General features: G+C 67.8%; 20 protein-coding genes and 1 pseudogene. 7 read left to right on the forward strand and 14 right to left on the reverse strand.

Going from position 1 to position 18589, the window contains the following annotated elements:
* Positions 1–10: 10 nt before the first annotated feature.
* The 6 genes from ACTMTI_RS24465 to ACTMTI_RS24490 all read right to left on the reverse strand — a co-directional run bounded on the left by ACTMTI_RS24465 (position 11) and on the right by ACTMTI_RS24490 (position 5790).
* Positions 11–697 carry a vWA domain-containing protein gene (locus ACTMTI_RS24465; RefSeq protein ID WP_441122831.1) on the reverse strand — a complete coding sequence of 229 codons (687 nt, stop codon included), beginning with the start codon at positions 695–697 and terminating at the stop codon, positions 11–13.
* Positions 698–716: 19 nt separating this feature from the next.
* A complete protein-coding gene (locus ACTMTI_RS24470) occupies positions 717–2066 on the reverse strand; it encodes a hypothetical protein (RefSeq protein ID WP_441122832.1) in 1350 nt (449 codons plus the stop codon).
* Between the two features lie 47 nt (positions 2067–2113).
* Positions 2114–2596 (reverse strand): hypothetical protein, encoded by a 483-nt coding sequence (locus ACTMTI_RS24475; RefSeq protein ID WP_441122833.1) that lies wholly within the window; start codon positions 2594–2596, stop codon positions 2114–2116.
* Between the two features lie 1134 nt (positions 2597–3730).
* A complete protein-coding gene (locus tag ACTMTI_RS24480; protein ID WP_441122834.1) occupies positions 3731–4627 on the reverse strand; it encodes a hypothetical protein in 897 nt (298 codons plus the stop codon).
* A 13-nt stretch (positions 4628–4640) separates the two neighbouring features.
* Positions 4641–5096, reverse strand: coding sequence for a HEAT repeat domain-containing protein (locus ACTMTI_RS24485; RefSeq protein WP_441122835.1), 456 nt, complete (start codon positions 5094–5096; stop codon positions 4641–4643).
* Between the two features lie 4 nt (positions 5097–5100).
* Positions 5101–5790, reverse strand: a complete 690-nt coding sequence (locus ACTMTI_RS24490) for a hypothetical protein (RefSeq protein ID WP_441122836.1) — start codon at positions 5788–5790, stop codon at positions 5101–5103.
* Positions 5791–6265: 475 nt separating this feature from the next.
* Between ACTMTI_RS24490 and ACTMTI_RS24495 the strand changes: the two are divergent.
* A pseudogene (locus ACTMTI_RS24495) lies at positions 6266–6454 on the forward strand (tyrosine-type recombinase/integrase); the annotation flags it as partial.
* A 128-nt stretch (positions 6455–6582) separates the two neighbouring features.
* Here the strand turns inward: ACTMTI_RS24495 and ACTMTI_RS24500 are convergent.
* The gene (locus ACTMTI_RS24500) at positions 6583–7185 is read right to left on the reverse strand and encodes a TetR/AcrR family transcriptional regulator (protein ID WP_441122837.1); all 603 of its coding nucleotides are present in this window, start codon (positions 7183–7185) and stop codon (positions 6583–6585) included.
* A gap of 88 nt (positions 7186–7273) precedes the next feature.
* Between ACTMTI_RS24500 and ACTMTI_RS24505 the strand changes: the two genes are divergently transcribed.
* Positions 7274–8095, forward strand: coding sequence for a class I SAM-dependent methyltransferase (locus ACTMTI_RS24505; protein WP_441122838.1), 822 nt, complete (start codon positions 7274–7276; stop codon positions 8093–8095).
* A 114-nt stretch (positions 8096–8209) separates the two neighbouring features.
* Here the strand turns inward: ACTMTI_RS24505 and ACTMTI_RS24510 are convergent, their stop codons facing one another.
* From ACTMTI_RS24510 to ACTMTI_RS24520, 3 genes are all read right to left on the reverse strand, one after another.
* Entirely contained in the window at positions 8210–8416 is a 207-nt protein-coding gene (locus tag ACTMTI_RS24510) for a fibronectin type III-like domain-contianing protein (RefSeq protein ID WP_441122839.1), read from the reverse strand.
* On the reverse strand, positions 8316–8669 hold the full coding sequence (locus ACTMTI_RS24515; protein WP_441123153.1) for a zinc-binding dehydrogenase: 354 nt from the start codon (positions 8667–8669) through the stop codon (positions 8316–8318). The genes ACTMTI_RS24510 and ACTMTI_RS24515 overlap by 101 nt, the downstream gene beginning before the upstream one ends.
* 226 nt (positions 8670–8895) lie before the next feature.
* Positions 8896–9600 (reverse strand): SDR family oxidoreductase, encoded by a 705-nt coding sequence (locus tag ACTMTI_RS24520; protein WP_441122840.1) that lies wholly within the window; start codon positions 9598–9600, stop codon positions 8896–8898.
* A 550-nt stretch (positions 9601–10150) separates the two neighbouring features.
* Between ACTMTI_RS24520 and ACTMTI_RS24525 the strand changes: the two genes are divergently transcribed.
* The 4 genes from ACTMTI_RS24525 (at position 10151) to ACTMTI_RS24540 (ending at position 14360) form a co-directional block, all read left to right on the forward strand.
* A complete protein-coding gene (locus ACTMTI_RS24525) occupies positions 10151–11167 on the forward strand; it encodes an NADP-dependent oxidoreductase (protein WP_441122841.1) in 1017 nt (338 codons plus the stop codon).
* Between the two features lie 76 nt (positions 11168–11243).
* Positions 11244–12074: an enoyl-CoA hydratase/isomerase family protein gene (locus tag ACTMTI_RS24530; RefSeq protein WP_441122842.1), complete on the forward strand. Its 831-nt coding sequence runs from the start codon at positions 11244–11246 to the stop codon at positions 12072–12074.
* Positions 12075–12171: 97 nt separating this feature from the next.
* The gene (locus tag ACTMTI_RS24535; protein ID WP_441122843.1) at positions 12172–13059 is read left to right on the forward strand and encodes an alpha/beta hydrolase; all 888 of its coding nucleotides are present in this window, start codon (positions 12172–12174) and stop codon (positions 13057–13059) included.
* A 434-nt stretch (positions 13060–13493) separates the two neighbouring features.
* Positions 13494–14360: an alpha/beta fold hydrolase gene (locus ACTMTI_RS24540; protein WP_441122844.1), complete on the forward strand. Its 867-nt coding sequence runs from the start codon at positions 13494–13496 to the stop codon at positions 14358–14360.
* Positions 14361–14424: 64 nt separating this feature from the next.
* Here the strand turns inward: ACTMTI_RS24540 and ACTMTI_RS24545 are convergent, their stop codons facing one another.
* A complete protein-coding gene (locus tag ACTMTI_RS24545; RefSeq protein ID WP_441122845.1) occupies positions 14425–14997 on the reverse strand; it encodes a TetR/AcrR family transcriptional regulator in 573 nt (190 codons plus the stop codon).
* Positions 14998–15091: 94 nt separating this feature from the next.
* Between ACTMTI_RS24545 and ACTMTI_RS24550 the strand changes: the two genes are divergently transcribed.
* Positions 15092–15235, forward strand: a complete 144-nt coding sequence (locus ACTMTI_RS24550) for a hypothetical protein (RefSeq protein WP_441122846.1) — start codon at positions 15092–15094, stop codon at positions 15233–15235.
* Positions 15236–15262: 27 nt separating this feature from the next.
* Here the strand turns inward: ACTMTI_RS24550 and ACTMTI_RS24555 are convergent, their stop codons facing one another.
* The 3 genes from ACTMTI_RS24555 to ACTMTI_RS24565 all read right to left on the reverse strand — a co-directional run bounded on the left by ACTMTI_RS24555 (position 15263) and on the right by ACTMTI_RS24565 (position 18507).
* Positions 15263–15799 carry a hypothetical protein gene (locus ACTMTI_RS24555; protein ID WP_441122847.1) on the reverse strand — a complete coding sequence of 179 codons (537 nt, stop codon included), beginning with the start codon at positions 15797–15799 and terminating at the stop codon, positions 15263–15265.
* Positions 15800–16171: 372 nt separating this feature from the next.
* Positions 16172–16930, reverse strand: a complete 759-nt coding sequence (locus ACTMTI_RS24560) for a DUF899 family protein (RefSeq protein ID WP_441122848.1) — start codon at positions 16928–16930, stop codon at positions 16172–16174.
* A gap of 419 nt (positions 16931–17349) precedes the next feature.
* Positions 17350–18507, reverse strand: a complete 1158-nt coding sequence (locus ACTMTI_RS24565) for a cytochrome P450 (protein WP_441122849.1) — start codon at positions 18505–18507, stop codon at positions 17350–17352.
* Between the last annotated feature and the right edge of the window lie 82 nt (positions 18508–18589).

The following is an 18589-nucleotide window of genomic DNA, read 5'->3' on the forward strand; positions in this document are numbered from 1 at the left end:
GCCGTCCCGATCAATCCATGGGGATCGTAGGCAGCCGAGCGAAGTGTTCGGTCGGCGTATCAAGGTGAAGACCCTGCGCCTGCGACGGGTCCGTCAGGCTGGCTGAGGTCGTCTTGATACTCTTGATCAACGTCTTGATGATCTCCCGCACTTGAATTGCCGGGTCGGCGTCTCTGCAGTCGAACGCGAACGTGGTAGCGATGACCTGCAGCGGCTCCCTCTTCGCCGTACCGAAACCGAACGTGACCACCTCTGGTGCGAACTTCCATCCGGGATCGCGTAGTTGCTTCAGTGCGTCCGTCCAGCTCTCACGGGCTTGGTGCTCGCCATCACTCATGAAGAAGACCACGGGGCGGCACACCGGCGTCCCCTTCGGCAGCGAGCGCATGCCGGACTCGATCGCGTGGCGCGATTCCCGGAACGCGGCCGCGAAGTTGGTGCCGCCCTCCACGTACAACTCGGGCAGCTGTACCTTGGCGAGGTCGGAGAGCGGCAGGGCCACCCGGGCTTCGTCGGAGAACGTGACGATTGCGACTTGTGCGATCTCGCCGACCATCGGGTCGCTCTGCAGCTCTCGCTGCAGGTCCGGCAAGGCCGCGTTGATGGCTTCGATCGGTCCACCCGCCATGGACGCGCTCACGTCGATGAGCAGGAAAACGGGGAAGACGGTGAACAGCTCTGTAGACGGTGACGTCATGGTGCCTCCGGTCTGTTCGTTAGATCGCGATCAGGGAGATCAGGAAGAGCAACGCGTGCAACGAGCACATAGCGATGCCGGCGGTGCTGCTGACGATGGCTTTCATCCGGCCATAGGCGTCGGGGTCGGCGGTCAGCGCCTGTACGAGCACGATCGAGCAGAGAACGAGGCCGACGGGCCAGAAGAGGATGGTGAGCAGCAGCAGCGGAATCCACCATCTCTTGCCGCCGTTCATGGCCCATCGGGCGAACGCCTGCGGGGGACGATAGAACGGCTGGGCCGGAAAGGGCGTGTAGGTGATGGACGGAGCGACGGGCTGCCGCCATGTCGGCTGCGGCGGTCCCGGTAACGGTCTCGGCCCGGTCGGATGGGGCTGGGGTCGAGGCGGCGGGGACACCGGCCGGGCCGTGGGCATCGTCCGCGGCCGGGCGGGTGGTGCGGGCGGGTGCGGTCTCGGCATCTGGACGAACCCGGGGCCTGAGGTGTCCGGCAGGGGTGCCGTCAGCGCGCGGTCCAGCAGGGCCAGCGCCTGGTCGTCGTATCGTTCTCCTTGCACGTAGACGTCGAGGACGGCCCGTACCCACTCCGCTGGCTCGGGTCGCCCGCTCGCGTCGAGTGCGTTCGCCAGGCCGCGACGCAGCAGGGTGGCGATGCGCGGATCCAGGTCATGGGGTATCTGGCTCGGGGCCGCCCAGACGCCGTTGTGCTTGGCCAGGCTGCCACCCTGCGGCAGCAGCAACCCTCGATAGAACGCCAGCGCCAGGCAGTACCAGTCGCTGTAGTGGTCGGGCGCGGGCACGACCTTGTCGATGACCCGCGGATCGGTCCAGTGCGCCGCCTGAACCCCGACGGTGGGCGGCGGGTGCTGCGGAACCATGCCGTCGCAGTCGATGAGGTAGGCCGTCGGCTGCGGGTCCAGCGTCCACGCGACGTTCTTGGCGTTGAGGTCCCCGTGCACCAGCCTCTTGTCGTGGACGTACGCCAGGATCTCGGCCAGCCGCAGGAGCACGATGACCCGGGACAGTGCGGCGGGGGGCCGGCCACGGCGCATGACGAGGAAGTCCAGCGTGTTGACCTTGCCCAGGTCGGCCCGGAAATAGCGCTGCGGGATGGCGGGCAGGACGCATCCTTCGATGCGCCCGCCCCGATCCCGGATGATGTCCACGGGCCAGTTGACCGACGATTCCGGCCGCGCGGCGATCGGGAGCCCCTGCTGCACGAGAATGTCCCTGCCGACGTCCACCAGCCGCTGGAAAGGAGCGGGCCGAGGGGCCTTGTCGGGCGACGAATACTCCTTGTACATCCACTGCGGGTCCGTGGTCCGGTAGATCGCGCCGACGCCCCCTTTGGCGACGGCGTCACCGGTCACGGTGTAATCCCGGTACGCGCCATGAATCTGTCGCAGTCGTGGAGCGTTCACGACTTACCCAGCCCGGAGAGACTGTCTATGGTGCCCGAGGTCGTTCCGCTGTTCTCGCACCGTGGGCAGTGAAAGGCGGTCCAGCTGTTGTCATGGCAGTTCAGCCCATGGCAGCGGCCGCACCGGACGAAGTTGTCGGCCCCGCAGTAGGGGCATCCGGTATAACCCGCTGAACAGCTGAACGCGGCCTCGATCGCACCGCCGCCATCGGACGGGACCACGCAGCCCGGTCGTTGCCGGGACGTGCCGATGGCCGCATAGGAGCTGCCGTTCCATTGAAAGCGAATGACGGCGGGCAGACGTTGCGAGCTGCACACCAGGCCAACGAATAATGGATGATATTCCAAAATTCCCCTCCAGGCATGGCGGATGAAAGTGCTGCGCAGCACTGAGCGATATGGTGCCGATAATGCGCTGAGCACATGCGTGAATGGCGTGGTGATCAGCGACTTCCCCCATTGCTGAAGTAAAGTGTGCACGCCCGTGCGCGGTAAGTAAAGGGAACGGTCCAACGGGATTGGACCGAAAAACAGCTTTATAACGACCGGAATCCCGAGGGGATTACCCCCGGCTCTCCGCCCGCCCGCCGTCCGGGCGTGTGGCCTGGGGGCCGGTCCCGGACGGCGGCGGGACACCGGGCCGGACGCCACACGCCGGCCCCGCCGCACCGACCGAACGCTCCGAGCGGGGTTGCCACGCCGCCGCGCAGATAGAGCCCTTACGATTGCCACGACGTGGTCGGCCGCCGTGCGTGGTTGGGGGCGATCGACGAGCCAGGGTTCGTTCCTCACCCTGGCTCTCGGAGCAAGGCGGATGATCACCGATTAGGGCGTGGGAGGTTGTGCACTATGCGTGCCAAATTCATGACCCTTGGCTGAGGGAGTCCACAGGGCGCTCGGGGCACTCCAAGCAGACGAACATGTAGAGCGATCCAGCGTCCTGGATCATGAGATCGGTGGGGTTCTGCACTTCCGGAGGGGCGTGAGGGGTGAGCAGCGGACGCTCTTAGACGGGAGCCCAACGCTTGCCGCTCTCGATGTCGAGTTCCCAGCTCGCAATTGTCAGCAGGTGTGCCATCTCGTGGCCTCTGCCGCACTCGAACTGCACCCGATCCTGGATCCAGTCCACCCAGCCCCCAACCTTGCTCCCCGGAGCAGTTGAGAGGTGCGCGAAATAACTCCAGTCGTCAGAGTTCGAGGCATCCTCTTCCCATGCCCAGATCCGAGCCCTGAGCTCAGCGGGAAGTCCCCAGCCAGCCGGGTACTCCTCCACCCGCTCTGGCGACAGGACGCAAGCCGTAGGGAGATAAGAGTCGTCGCTGTCAGGATCTGGCTCGGGGGCCCTAATGAGCAGGCTCCCGACCTCTTCCGCCTTCCGCCAGCGCACGATCGTATGAGGCTGAAAGTACGGCTGCCGCATCATGCCCGCAGGCGCCCACCGGCCGGGAACGCTTCGGCCCTGGCCCACGGGGGGCTGGTGCCGGACAGGCTGGGCCTGTTCGTGGTCGGGCGGCTGGCCCACCGCAACGGTGCCGAGGTCACGCTGGTCCCCTCCGCCGTACAGCGGGATCGCCGCGCTCCTGCCCGCGGAGCTGATCCACGCGAAAGCGTCGGCTATTGAAGCGACACCAGCACCGGAATCATCCCCTGACCTTCCCGCAGAGCCCCAAGCGCCTTCCCGATGACCGCGCCGAAGGCGCGACCGGGGTCGGCCGCCTTCATCGCGTGACCCGGGGTCGGGGAGCTGCACAACAGGTCGCCGATCGCGATGGCGCCCGTGGTGGCGTCGGCGTGGACGTACACCTTGCCGAAGACCGCCACTGGCAGCCGCGAGGTGTTGTCCTCCCGGTTGTCGAGCACGATGCCCGGCCGGAACGCCCCGGCGCCGGAGACGATGCCGATCACGGTCCGGTCGTAGCCGACGGTCGACGGGCTGATCGTGCCGCTGTCGTCGACGACCACGACCGTGCCCGGCGTGATCTCGTCGGGATCGGCGGCGTCGAACAGCTCGGCGCCGTCGGCGTTGACGAGCCGGATGTCGCCGGTGACCTCGACGTCGCCCTGGAAGAGGGCCGCAAGCCGCTTGCCTTTGCCGAGAACGCCCACACCCTCGGCGCTGACGCCGACCACGCCGACGCCCTCGCCCTTGTGTTCTCCCCACATTCCGGCCCCGCCGGTGATCGACTTGGTCTCGCCGAACACGCCGTGCCAGGTCTTGCTCACGCCGATGACGCCCGGCCCGGTGGCCTCGCCCATCACGCCCGCGCCGCCCGTGACGCTTTCGCTGAAGCCGAACACCCCCATCCAGGTACGGCTCTGCCCCCATACCCCGGTGCCCTTGCTCGTCCCGAGGACACCGGGACCCGCCTGGTCGGACTGGTTCTCCTGGATCCCGGCGACAGCCGCGTGGTTCGGCGCGAAACTGATGCCGCGGACGCCGTTGAACTGGGTGCTCTCGGCCAGCACCCCGGGGGTGTCGGGCTTGGTGGTGTTGAAAACGCCTTCTGCCATGATCTGGTCTCCTTCAGGGGGGCAGCTGCTGGGTGACTTCGCGGGCGAGCTCTCGCAGGGAAGGGATCTCGTCGTTGGCGGCCACGTCGGCCACCTGGTCACGCACCCCCTCAGGGCGCGCGGCCCCGAGGGCCCGCAGGGTCCACTTGCGGACGCCCGCGTCGGGGTCGGAGAGGAAACGGCTGCCCATCTCGGCGCTGAGCGCGGGCTGGCGTTCCAGCGAGCCGGCCGCGGCGACCCTGACGACCGGGTCCGCGTGGTTGGCGGCCTCCTCGATCGCGGGCCTGGCCAGCTCGGCCGTGAGGAACCCGGCCATGGACGCCGCCTTGGCGGCCAGCTCGACGTCCTCTCCGGCCGCCAGCTCCGCCAGGATCGGGGCCGCGCTGGGCCCCAGGCGAAACGCCGCCGCGGCGTAGTCGATCTCGTCGGGACCGAGTTCGGTCACCACGTCCTGTCTCGTGAGGGCCATGCGGTCACCTCGGGCAGTCGTGGGTCAGGGTGGAATCTCGCATCGTGGTCGCCTCCGCGGAGCTGATCGTGGGCGTGCCGGTGATGGCCCCGGTGCCGCAGCCGGTCATCAGCCGGGTCCGGTCGGGCGTGCTGCAAGGCCGTCCTCCGGCGGCGGCGTTCTCGCCGGAGATGTGCGACAGGCCGAGGACGTGGCCGGTCTCGTGGGCGAGCGTCCAGCGGGAGGCGAGGTCGGTGACCACGGCGCCCGGCTGGCCGGCCGGGTGCGAGGCGCACCCGTTGAGCGCCGGGTTGGTCGAGCGGACGAAGTAGACGACCACGTCGTTCGCCCCGGCGCCGGCGCGGTTGCCGAACAGCGTCGTCTGCTCGGCCGTCATCACGCCATCGCACTTGGCGACGTCGACGTCCACCAGCGTGGTGAACGCCGTGCCGGTCAGCTCCTGGCGGCTGCCCACATCGACCCCGACGGCGGCGCCGTTGTAGACGGTGCGCATCGAGATCAGCTGGTCGCGGATCTGCCGCGTGGGCGTGGCCAGCGTTTTCAGGTGGAGGGTGACGCACTGCCCATGGGCACAGCGGGCGTCACGGATGAAGCGTCTCAGGGACAGGGGGAAGCCCATCCCGACCTCGCCGGCCAGCTGCCGCACACTCGCGGGCAGTCGGTCGACCCTGCAGGAATCGGACAGGTTCGGCATGTCACCCAGCATGCTCGCGCTGACTCTCACCCCACTTGAGTAGCCCCTTACTCAAGTGGGGTGGTGACGTGGACGGGACACACTCGTCTTGAGCGCTTCCCGCGTCGCAGCGAGGTGTTCGACCCTGGCGCGACGGCGTCAGCACGGGCGCCTCTTCCCTCCTGAAGGCGCGATGAGGGGGCCGGTCGCCGCGCACCGCTCGGATCGCCTGCCTCAAGTAGACGATGCGAGGGGCTTGCATGTCCTGCTTGGGCCGAACACATTCGCGATGGGCGACGTCAGCGAGGCTGGTCGCAGAAGCAACTGGCCAGCCAGTTGTTCAAGGCCGCCCGTGAGGAGATCGCGCTGCCCGAGTTCCAGTCGGTGGCTTCGGTGTAACGGTATGATCAGCACGAGCGTGTGTTGAGTGAACCTATGCCGTTCCTGTTCCAACGAAAGATCGGCACCTCGCGCAGAGTAATGAACTCACAAAACCATATGGCGCGTCCTCAACCGCGTATGCCGATCCGTCGCCGAAACGCGACCAGAATTCGCCAGGCTCGCTTTCACACCTCACAATCTCCGCAGAATCTTCGCGACCGACCTGATCAACAATGGACTGCCTATCCACATCGGCGCAGCCGCACTCGGCCGCCTGTCCACACAGGCCACTCGTGGCTACGTCGCCGTCTTCGATGAAGATCTCTTGCGTCACGAGCCCATACCCAACGCTTCACCCAGCGCGCGTGCACCTCGGACTTCCTGGGCTGCGACCTCCGCTCACAGCAACAGCCGCCTTCGCAGGACATCAGTTCATAGCAGTCGTCTTTGCACGACATCGGCGATGACGGCGTTCACGACCTTGCTGACTTCCTCAGGCTCCGGGGGGACCGCCTCCCGGCCGGCGAACAGCATGTGCCCGGCCCCGATCAGGGAAAGCGCCAGCGCATCCACGTCGGCGTCCGCCGCGATGCGACCCAGCTCGCACTCATCGTTCAGGTAGGCGGCGATCATGGCCGCGGCATCCGTCAGGACCGGGACGCCGGGAGCCGGCCGGGCCTGACGCAGGCGGGCACGCAACTCGTCCCGGAAGATGACGAGACCGACGATCGCCACCGCGACCGAGTCGAACAGGTCAATCAGCGCCCCGGTCAGGTTGCCGGCGACGTTGCCGGTCCCGGCGGAGCCGCGAAGGGCGGCGGCCTGGCCCTCGAGCCGGGCGATGCGGTCCTGCACGACCTCGGCGAGGAAGGCGTCGAAGTCCTCGAAATGCCGGTGCAGGACACCCTTGGCTACGCCCGCCTCCGCCGTGACGGCCCGGCTGGTCAGGCCGTTCGCCCCGTCCCGGAGCAGGACGCGCTCGGCGGCGTCGAACAACTGCTGCCGCACATCCCGGAGGGCCACTCCAGTCGGCATCGCCCGTTCCTCCTTCTTCGCCCGCTCTTCGCTCACCGCGAACCGCTGCCTGGTTGTCGAGTGGGCGCGTGCCCACTATGGTGGGCGCATGCCCACTATATCGCAGGAGCAACCAGAGGCTCCGCGGAACGAGCCCCATAAGGCCAGGCAGATGGCGGAGTCGTTCGGGATCGACGCCGAACGCTACGACCGGGCCCGGCCCGACTATCCCGATGCCCTGGTGCAGCAGATCATCGCTGCCAGCCCTGGCCCCGACATCGTCGACGTCGGCTGCGGCACCGGCATTGAAGCCCGTCAGTTCCTGGCCGCCGGGTACAGGGTGCTGGGTGTCGAGCCGGACGTACGGATGGCCGAGTTCGCCCGCCGTACCGGGGTCGAGGTCGAGGTGGCGACGTTCGAGGACTGGGACGCCGCCGGTCGCACCTTCGACGCGGTCGTCGCCGGGCAGTCCTGGCACTGGGTGGACCCGGTCGCGGGCGCGGCCAAGGCGGCGCAGGTGTTGCGTCCCGGCGGCCTGCTGGCGGTGTTCGCGCACGCCTACGACCCGCCGCCCTTCGTCGCGGAGGCGTTCGCCACCGTCTTCCGGGAGGTGGCGCCGGACTCGCCGCTCAGCGCCGGACCGCCGAGGCCGGCCCAGGAGATCTATCAGGCGATGTTCGCCACGTTCACCGACGGCATCCGGAGGACGGCCGGGTTCGGCGAGCCGGAGCAGTGGCGATTCGGCTGGGAGCAGTACTACAGCCGCGACGATTGGCTCGACCTGCTGCCGACCACCGGCGCGCTCACCCAACTCCCACCGGGCAAGGTGGCCGAGGTGCTGGAGGGCGTCGGGGCCGCCATCGACGCGATCGGAGGCGGCTTCACCATGGCCTACACCACGATGACGACCGCCGTGTCACTGAACACCTGAGTCGTCCAGCACTCCGAGGGCGCGTGGGCCGGGCAACGGCAGCGTCCCGATCCCCGCGCTCCCGGGTGCGGCCGGTGAAGTAGATGAACAGGTCACTTGCCGCCCGACTCGTGATCAACTTCTTAGTTCAGAGAACTTCCCCAGCGCGTCGGGCCCGAGCTCGAACGTCACCGTCCGGGTCTCACCCGCCGGCAGCAGGACTCGCTCGAAGCCCTTGAGCTCACGGACCGGCCGGGACGACGTGCCGTGGCGCTGGTGCACGGAGAGCTGGGCAACCTCCTCGACGTCGCGGCGGGAGGGGTTGGTGACGTCCACTGACACCGTTGTGGGGTCGCCGACGGTGATGGCGTCGATGCCGAGCCGGAGGTCGGAGTACGTGACGTCGGCGTACGACAGCCCGTGCCCGAACGGGTGGGCGCACGACGACCTTGCCGGCCTTGGCGCGTCCTTGCTCGACGTGGGCCAGGGCTTCGCGGGTCTGTTCGAAGTCGAAGACGGAGTCCACGACCGGCCGGATCGTCCCGGCGGCGATGAGCGCGGTGAGTTCGCGGAGTTGGTCACCGCTGGCCTTCATGAACAGGTACGAGTACGTCACCTGGTGTCGCCGGGCACGCCGGCGGATCCGGAAGCTCAACGCGGCCCTTGGCTTTCGGAGAAGCGGACCGGTGACGTGCCTGGCTGCTTACGACGTTCGCCGTGAGCAGCCGGGCCGGTGCCGTGACGAATGCAGGCGGCTGGCGCTGGCCGAAGAGATGGCACGGTTTCGCCGCCGGTCGGGCCTACTCTGGCTGTCCTGACCGCTATGGGAGGAACGGGGCGAGTCGGGTTTCGATCGGCTGGTGGAGGCTGGCGCGGACCGCGCGGGTGAGGTCGTCGGCCAGGATCTCCACGTCGCCCTTCTCGACACCGTCGAGGACTTGCCGAACCACGTCGGCGGGATTCGACTTGGCGGCGTCTGTCCCGGCGGTCATGTCGGTGTCGACGTACCCGACGTGGACTCCGACGACCTGGACGCCTCGGGGTCCGAGTTCCAGGCGCATGGAGTCGGTGGCGCTCCACACGGCCGCCTTGGAAACCCCATAGGTGCCGCCGAAAGGGAGCCAGGAGGCGACCGAGGCGATGTTGATGACGACGCCGGAACGCTGCGCCAGGCGGTCGGCGAAGGCCGAGGTCACGGCGAGCGGGCCGAAGAGGTTCGTTTCCAGTTCGCTGCGCAGGTTGGAGGTGTCGGAGTCGAGGACCGAACCGACGCGGGCGATGCCGGCGTTGTTCACCACGACGCTCACGTCCTGCGCGATCTCGGCGGCGCGGGCCACCGAGCCGGCGTCCGTGACGTCGAGCTGCAGCGGGATCAGGCGGGGGTCGTCGGCGAGGATCGTCCGCGGGTCGCGGGCGGCGGCATAGACCTTCGTGACCCCGCGGTCGAGGAGTTGACGGACGAATTCACGGCCGATGCCGCGGTTGGCGCCGGTGACGAGGACGGTCTGGTTGACGAGCTGAGTCATGTCATTCTCCGGGAGTCTGTGCGCCCGGTCGGGCGCTGATGTGACGAGTACGCCGCTGTACGGATTTGTTTCGCCGGCAGGCGGCGGGGAGAGTTCTCAGGCGCCGAGGCGGCGGCGCAGCCAGTGGCCTATCCCTTGAAGGCCGTGAGCCGGTGTCCGAACTCAGCGCCGTCGCCGGCGAGGGTCTTGTACTCGCGGGAGTGGACGCTGGTGGCTGTCATGTCGGCTCCCTGGCCCTTTGGATTACGTTCATAAGACTATAGGGTGAAGGCGTGGTCGGAGGCAAGGTGCTGGGCGAAATTAAATTATGATCATACTCTATATCTGATCGCAGTGGACGTCGCACGGGGAGGCCGTGCGTGGAGCACCGGCGCGATTGCGCGGCGAACCGCCCAGCCGTCCGTCCGGCCCGGGGCTCACCGCCGGCGTGAGCAACCGGTGAGATTACGAACACAATTTGATGACCGAGGAGTCTTGCCTCCAGATCCCTTCTCAGATTATGGTCGTATGATCGTAATTTAAAACTCTCGTCGGAAGGAACTCGATCCTCATGTCCGAGCAGACCCTGCCCACCACCGGTCGTGCGTGGCACCTGGAGGCGCGTCCGGTGGGCTGGCCGACGCCGTTGGAGTTCGCGCTGCGCGAGGTGTCGATCGCCGCGCCCGGCCCGGGCCAGATCCTGGTCGCCAACGAGTTCCTCTCGGTCGACCCCTACATGCGGGGCCGGATGAGCGACAAGAAGTCCTACATCGAACCGTACGAGGTGGGCGAGCCGCTGGACGGCCCGGCGGTCGGCCGGGTGCTGGCGTCCAACGCCGAGGGTTTCGCGGTCGGTGACCACGTGATGCATGCGCTGGGCTGGCGTGACTACGCCGTCCTCGACGCGGCCACCGCCCAAAAGGTGGACCAGAACCTGGCGCCGCTGTCGGCGTACCTGGGCGTGCTCGGCTTGCCCGGCCTCACCGCGTACATCGGACTGACCCGCTTCGCGCAGGTCCAGCAGGGCGACACCGTATTCGTCTCCGGCGCGGCCGGCGCGGTCGGCAGCATGGCCGGGCAGATCGCCAAGCTGCAGGGCGCCGCCCGGGTGATCGGCAGCGCCGGCTCGGACGACAAGGTCAAGCTGCTGGTCGAGGAGTACGGCTACGACGCGGCGTTCAACTACAAGAACGGGCCGGTCGCCGAGCAGCTGGCGCAGGCGGCACCGGACGGCATCGACGTCTTCTTCGACAACGTCGGCGGCGAACACCTCGAAGCGGCGATCGGCGCGCTCAAGCTGCACGCCCGGATCGTGCTGTCCGGGATGGTCTCGCAGTACAACGACGAGAAGGTGGTCGGGCCGCGCAACCTGTGGAACCTGTCCGTCACCCGGTCGAAGATCCTGGCGTTCATGTTCAACGAAGAACTGGACCTGCAGCCCGACTTCATCCGCGAGGTCGGCGGCTGGGCCGCCACCGGCAAGCTGCAGTTCCGCGAGACCGTCTTCGACGGCCTCGACAACACGCTGGACGCGTTTCTCGCGATGATGCGCGGCGAGAACGTCGGAAAGATGGTCGTCCGGCTCTGAGGCATGTGCGGCACAAGTACCGGGCCACCGGCCCGTCTATCTCCATCGAAGCGACTACCACGAAATGAGCCATCCGATGAGCCAGTCCAGCACGATCCGCCTCGAGCGCACCACCCCGCAGATCGCCAAGATCACGTTCGCGAATCCTCCGATGAACCTGGTGATTCCCGAGACCGTGGTGACGTTGCACGAGATCGTCCGCGGACTCGACAACGACCCCGACATCCAAGTGGTCGTCTTCTCCAGCGAGGTCCCCGACTTCTTCTTCAACCACTTCGACGGCGCCGAGGCCGGCAACCTGCCCGTGCCCGAGCACGAGGACGACGCGCCGGTCTGGACCGACATGGTCCTGCGGTTGAGCAAGGCCGCGTACGTCAGCATCGCGGCCGTCCGGGGCCGCACCCGCGGCGCCGGCAACGAACTGGCCCTCGCCTGCGACCTGCGGTACGCCAGCCGTGAGAAGGCGTTCTTCGGCCAGCCCGAGGTCGGTATCGGAATCGTCCCCGGCGGCGGTGGTGCCGAGCGACTCCCGCGGTTCATCGGCCGGGACCGGGCACTCGAGGCGATCCTCGGCAGCGCCGACTACGACGCCGACCTGGCCGAGCGCTGGGGATGGGTCACCCGGGCCCTGCCGGACGCGGAACTCGACGCTTTCGTCGACGCGATGGCCGCTCGCCTCGCTTCTTTCGACCGGCAGGCGTTGGCGACCGCCAAGGCGATGGTCGGCCGGGCCACCCTGCCGCCGGACGCCGACCTGATCACCGCCTACGGCGAGTTCGTGGACTCGCTGACCCGCCCGGCACTCCTGACTCGTGCGATGGCGCTCGGCGCACTGGCCGCCGACAAGGGCCTGGATGTCGAATACCAGCTGGGCGAATACCTCGGCGTGATCAACCAGAATCTCTGATCGCCTCCTCTGCGTCGGCGAGAGCGTGGGCCGGCTCTGAGCCGCGCGAGGCACTGAACCGAATGCGGGTACGCCGTGCGCGGAAGGGAAACGCGTCATGACCCAACTGCTCGCAGGGTTCGAACGGTTCGAGGTCGACGTCGACGGCGTTCGCATCGCCGGTCGGAGTGCGGGCTCGGGGCCGCCCGTCCTGCTGCTGCACGGCTACCCGCAGACGCACGTGATGTGGCATCGGGTCGCACCGATCCTGGCTGAGCGCCACACTGTGGTGCTGGCCGATCTGCGTGGCTACGGCGGATCCGCCAAACCGGCAGCGGGCGCCGACCATGCCGAGTACAGCAAGCGCGCCATGGCCGCGGATCAGGTCGCGGTGATGGCGAGGCTTGGTTTCGACAGCTTCGCCGCGGTCGGACACGACCGTGGCGCCCGCGTCGTGCATCGGATGTGCCTCGACCATCCCGCTCGGGTGAGTCGGGCCGCCGTCCTGGACATCGTGCCCACCCGGCACGTCTTCGCCACTGTGGACACGGCCTTCGCGATGGCGTACGAGCATTGGTTCTTCCTGGCCCAGCCGCCCGGATTTCCGGAGCGGCTCATCGGTGGCGACCCCGAGTTCTACCTCCGGGCGAAGCTGGCCGCCTGGTCCGCCGGCGGCCACACGTTCGACGAGGCCGCCGTCGACCAGTACGTCACGCACTTCCGAGACCCCGCCGCCATCGCGGCGAGCTGCGAGGACTACCGCGCGGCGGCGAGCATCGACCTGGACCACGACGAAACCAGTTACGCCGGCGGCGACCGGGTCACCTGTCCGTTGCTGGTCATGTGGGGTACGGCGGGGTTCGTCGGCCGCCACTACGACGTCGCGGCCGTGTGGCGGTCCTACGCCACCGACATGTCCACGGCCGCCGTCGCCGCCTCCGGGCACTTCCTCGCCGAGGAAGCACCCGCGGCCACGGCGGCCGCCCTGACCCAGTTCCTCCGGTAGTCGTCTCCGGACCGAGTCGAGCCGGGCCAGTACGGCATCGCCGACCGGCCCGGCTCCCTTCCCGATCACCTGCACCGCGACGTGATCGGCGGCGGCCTGGCGGTGGTGCGTCAGGCGGGCCGGGTGCGTGTGGGTGATGGTGATCCGGTCGAGCGGTGCTCCTCGTCGGTCTGCTCCTTCTCGAGGTCCGCCGGTGACTTTGGTGCGGCGAGACTCCTGCGGAGGGTTCAGGCGGTGACAGCCTGCCAGCTGTGAAGTATGACCGTAATCACATGTTGAAGCGACCCGCCGGTGTCTTGTGGAGTGATTGCATTACGACCATACTTCAATTGAACCACGGCGCACCAAGACGCTCAACCGCACGGGGCCCGCCCCGCCGTCGGGCCTGAGGGCACACACGAATACCTCAGGGTCTCGCCCAAAAGGAGATAACCATGAACGACCGTCAAGAAGCGCGAAACAGCGCGGTGACGTCATACAAGAACGCGCCCACCCGTACCGTCTCCGCCGGTGGCGTGGAGTTCGCCTACCGGGAGCTCGGCCCGAAGATCGGCGTCCCGCTGGTCCTGGTAACCCATCTGGCCGCGGTCCTCGACAACTGGGACCCCCGGGTGGTCGACGGCCTCGCCGCGAAACATCGGGTCATCGCGTTCGACAACCGGGGCGTGGGCGCCTCCACCGGCGCGACGCCGAAGACCATTCAGGCGATGGCGAAGGACGCCGTGACGTTCATTCGGGCGCTGGGTCTGAGCCAGGTCGACCTGCTGGGCTTCTCCATGGGCGGCATGATCGCCCAGGTGATCGCTCAGGACGAACCTCAGCTCGTGCGCAAGCTGATCCTCGCGGGCACCGGGCCGGCCGGCGGCGAGGGCATCAAGAACGTCACCAAGCTCTCGCATCTCGACACCGTCCGGGCGCTGCTCACGCTGCAGGATCCGAAGCAGTTCCTCTTCTTCACCAGGACCCCCAACGGCCGTCAGGCGGGCAAGCAGTTCCTCGCGCGCCTGAAGGAACGCACCGACAACCGGGACAAGGCGATCTCGCTCAAGTCCTACTTCGCCCAGCTCGATGCCATCCACAGCTGGGGACTGGAGCGGCCACATGACCTCTCCGCCATCCGCCAGCCCGCGCTCGTCGCCAATGGCGAGAGCGACCGGATGGTGCCGACAGAGAACTCGCGCGACCTTGCCCGACGCCTGCCGGACAGCGACCTGGTGATCTACCCCGACGCCGGGCACGGCGGCATCTTCCAGTTTCACGGGCAGTTCGTCGACAAGGCCCTCGCATTCCTCCAGCGATAGCGCCGCAAGGGAAACAGCCCCCTCGACCGCGAGGGGGCCGTGCCGCGGAACGCCTAGGCATTGCTCAACGAAGGAACACGAGAGCGTTCTCGATACCCTGCCTGAGGACCTCGTCGGCGAAGCCCTGGTCGGACAGCGCACGGGACAGCTGCAACGTCCCCACCGCCATCGTGTACAGCGCGAGCGCCTTCCCGCGCGCGGACTCCGGATCCTCGGGAGCCAGGCGGGCGGCGATCTCGTTCACGATGGACCGCGCACCGTCGGTGAAGGCGTCCTTGGTCCCGGTCGCGCAGCGCCCGATCTCGTCGAGCAGGGCGGCGGAGGGGCATCCGGCGCCGGGGTTGTCGCGATGCTGAGGCGACAGGTATTCGCGGAGGAACTCCTCCAGCCCCGCGCGGCCGGGCGCCAGCGCGCCGAACACCTCGACCTGAGTACCCAACTGGTCGGCAACGACGTTGGCGACCAGGTCGTCCTTCGACGAGAAGTGGGCGTAGAACGCACCGTTGGTCAACCCCGCGTCCGCCATCAACGTGGCCACGCCGGAGCCGTCGATGCCGTCGGTCTTGAACCGCTGGCCGGCCACCTTGATGATCCGCTGCCGCGTCGCCTGCTTGTGCTCCTTGCCGTAACGCGCCACCGGGACTCCTCCATCTACTCTCCACGGTCCATGCCCGCACCAAGCATACCGATGGTATGACGTATGTAATATTATAGTCGCTGGGCACGGTGCGGTGCACAAGGACATCAACTCCGGCAACATACGTCGTCCGTCGCTGATCGATTTCGGGTTGGCGACAACGTTCGCCGAGGAACTGCCGGGGTTTGCGCACGAGAATCTGCTCGTGGGCACGTCGGTGTCCATGGCTCCGGAGTAGACGGGTCGCACGGGTTCGGCCGGTGGATCACCGGGCTGACCTGCCGGCCACGTCCGGCCGCGCTGGGCAGAGCTTGAGCTGTCGCCGCGTGTCCGCTACTACCGCTGAGGCCCAAGCGCAGAATGCCTCGCGGTCATCCATCAGTTCCGTGAGGGCACGAATCTTGTCCTGCAGGTCGCCCAGCCATTGGAGGCCATCGGCACTCTCGTCGAGCACATCTGAGAAGTGTGCTCGTGCGCCTACAGCATCCCCGATCAGCGCAGCTGCGACGCCGGCGTGATACTGATCCCACGGGGTCGGGCGGTTCGGCATCGAGGAAGCAAGGAACTCTGCCGCGGCGGCGACATCGCGAAACTTCCGCCGATAGCCCTCGACACGTTCTACCGCCAGTTCACAGTGGCTCCTGATCGACTGCGAGAACTGTGCCTCGTTGAGAAAGTCGGTGCTCTCGTGGCCCGGATGCAGAACATCGAATCTGGCATGGGGAGTTGCATCCCACAGCCACATCACTCCGACGCGGAGCCTGCTGCCTTGGCTCCACCTGGGCGAGCCGAGCTCAACCATGCCCAGCCACCAATCCTGATCATCCAGCCATAGCCGTGACCGCCCCTGTTGCTTCAGTCCCGCCGGGCGTAACAGCTCACGTCCTGCCTGCGCCACAAATCTCGACGCCGATGATGGAACCGCCATGGCTCGAAGATCCCCTGTCAACCGCCGTCTACCGGTCCAAAGGTTACGAATGGAAATTAGCAGCTGACAATGCGATGTGCCCGGCCCCGTCCTGACCGGGACATGCTGCACCGATCAGGACGGGCCGCAGGATCCGGCCCTTTCACTCGCAGCTTCTGCGTTGGAGCCGCAGCGCCCGCCGTGCAATGATCATGGTGCTCCCGGAGACGCGACGACCGCGCCTCCGCGCCGGCCGTCGGGTCGGGTTCAGGAGCAGCAGCCTGATCCGCTCGTGCTGGGCTGTCCGCTGTGGAGGTCGTCGTCGTGGCCGGCGGTGATCCGTGTCCATTGCGCGGTCGGCCGTCCGTCCTTGCGGAACTGCTGGCCCAGAGTCTCGTACGGCTGCGGCCAGCCGGACGGGGAGTCCTCCCAGGTCTCCTGCCGCCCGTAGACGGTCATGTCGAGGATGCCGTAGGACGGCGCCATGGGTTCGACGCCGCGGCCGGTGGTCCAGTACGTCTCAAAGACGCGGTCCCCATCGCGGAGGTAGCTGGCTTTCATCCCGAAGTGGCGGCCGGCGAGGAGCCGTTCGTGCGACTCGGCGGGTACGGAGTACCAGGGCATGTCCCAGCCCATGAAGCGGCGGTAGCGGTCGGACTCCTCGTAGGGGCCCTGGCAGAAAACGGCGAAGGTGACGTCACGCTGGTGCAGATAGGACAGTTCGCGGACCTGGCCGGTAAAGAAGGTGCAGCCCTCGCACTGGTCGGCGGCGGTGTGGCCGTCGTGCCACATGTGATACGACGCGAACAGCTGGGTGCGGCCCTCGAAGACGTCGATCAGGGGGACGGCTCCGTCGCCTCCAACGAGCGGAGTCGATGGGTCCACCTCGGTCATGGGCAGGCGTCGCCGGGCGGCGGCGATCGCGTCGCCCTCGCGGGTGTGCGCCTTCTCCCGGGCGCGCAGGTTGTCGATTGAGGCCAGCCACTCCGTGCGGGAGACGACGGGCGGTGTGTTCACAGTGGTCATGCCCGTACCGACCCGGCAGCCCGCACAAACTCATCGGTGGAGCCCGAGGCGGGCACACCGACCACGACCTCGCCGGTCGGCACGGACGTTGATGACACCCCTCGATCCAACCCCGGCGAGGACCGTGTCAACGCCCTTGGCCACACGAACACCGCCACGCGTTATGCGCAGTGCTGTCCATCAAACCCGGACGGGTTCACCCTAAGGATTCGGGGAGACCCAAGTGATCCTGCACGGCGGGATGTTTCGCTGCGCTGCGTCCCGCTGTCGGTCGGCGAGTGTCTCCGCGATGTTGCCGACTGCAGCGCCTGCTTGATCATCTGTGGTTGCCGATGTACCGGCCTGCAGCTTCGCCACAAGCCAGGCAGGGTGCCGGCAAACGACCGTTTTCCGGCACCCGCACCGGACGCCGCAGGCCGTCAGCCCCGTAGTTCCACCGGCAGAGCGATCAAGCGGCTGCCCTGTATGCCGCCGAGGTCGATCTGCTGGAGTTCGGTGAAGGGCACCGCGAGGCGCGCCTTGGGGAAGTCGGCCCGCAGGACCTCCACGACCGCCTTCAGCTCGAGTTGAGCGAGTTGAGCGCCGGTGCAGTAGTGCGGGCCGGCGCCGAAGGTGAGGTCCGGCCCGATCGACCGGCCGGGGTCGGTGTTGATGCCCTGGATGTCGATGAGCACCGGCGAGCGGGCGGGGAGGCGCACCCCGGCGAGCTCGATGTCGGCGGAGGTGAACCGCCAGAGGCTGAAGGGCGCCGGCGAGTGCAGGCGCAGCGTCTCCCGGACGAACTCGTCGATCGTGGTCGCCTCCGCTGCGGTGTCTTCAGCGGCGAAGACGCGCGCGAGCAGGAATCCCAGCGACGGGTCGGTGGTGAGCTGTCCGGCGTAGATCAGCGTGAAGAGCAGGTAGTGCAGCTGTGTCTCGGTGATCTCCTCGGGGACCCGATCGCGCAGCTCGACGGCAAGGCCGTCCCGGCCGTCGCTCAGCGCGGCGGCGGCCAGTTCCCCGAAGGTGGCCATCGCCGCCCCCACCTCCTCGGGGTCGATGCTGTACATGCCTCGGCAGGCCGCGATGGCCTGGTCGATCCGCTCGAGCGGGACGCCGAGCACGTCGCAGACCACGGTGAGGGGGAACCGGGTGGTGAAGTCGGCCATCAGATCCACCGTTTCACCGGTGTCTGCGAGCCCGGTGAGCAACTCGCGGGCGATTGCCGTGATGCGTTCGGTGTAGTCGCTCATCCGCCGGGCCGTGAAGAGCGGGGCGTGCGCCCGGCGCAGTTTCTCGTGTGCCGGGCCGTCGAAGGTGGTGAGCGACGGTTGTGCGGCGGCGGTCGGTTCGAGACCTGCTGTCCGTGGGTCCCAGCTCACCGGCGCGTAGGCCGGGTCTTTCACGATACGCGGGTGGACGAAGACCTCCCGGGCGAGCACATCGTCGGTGATGATCCACACCGGGCCGCCGGCCGGGGCGTCGGCCTGAACGATGGGACCCGCGGCGCGCAGAACGGCGCGAGCGGGATGGGGTTCGCCGACTTTGCGGAGGGTACTGGCGAACGGGTCGACGGTGACATGGGGCGCGTCGGTCATCAGATCTCCTGGGAAGCTGTTCGGATCGGGGTGGCGAGGATGTGCGGACGTACGAGAAGCGGTGCCGTGGCCTGCGGTGTGC

The organism is Nonomuraea sp. H19 (genome assembly GCF_052068215.1).
In the GTDB taxonomy this organism is placed as follows: domain Bacteria; phylum Actinomycetota; class Actinomycetes; order Streptosporangiales; family Streptosporangiaceae; genus Nonomuraea.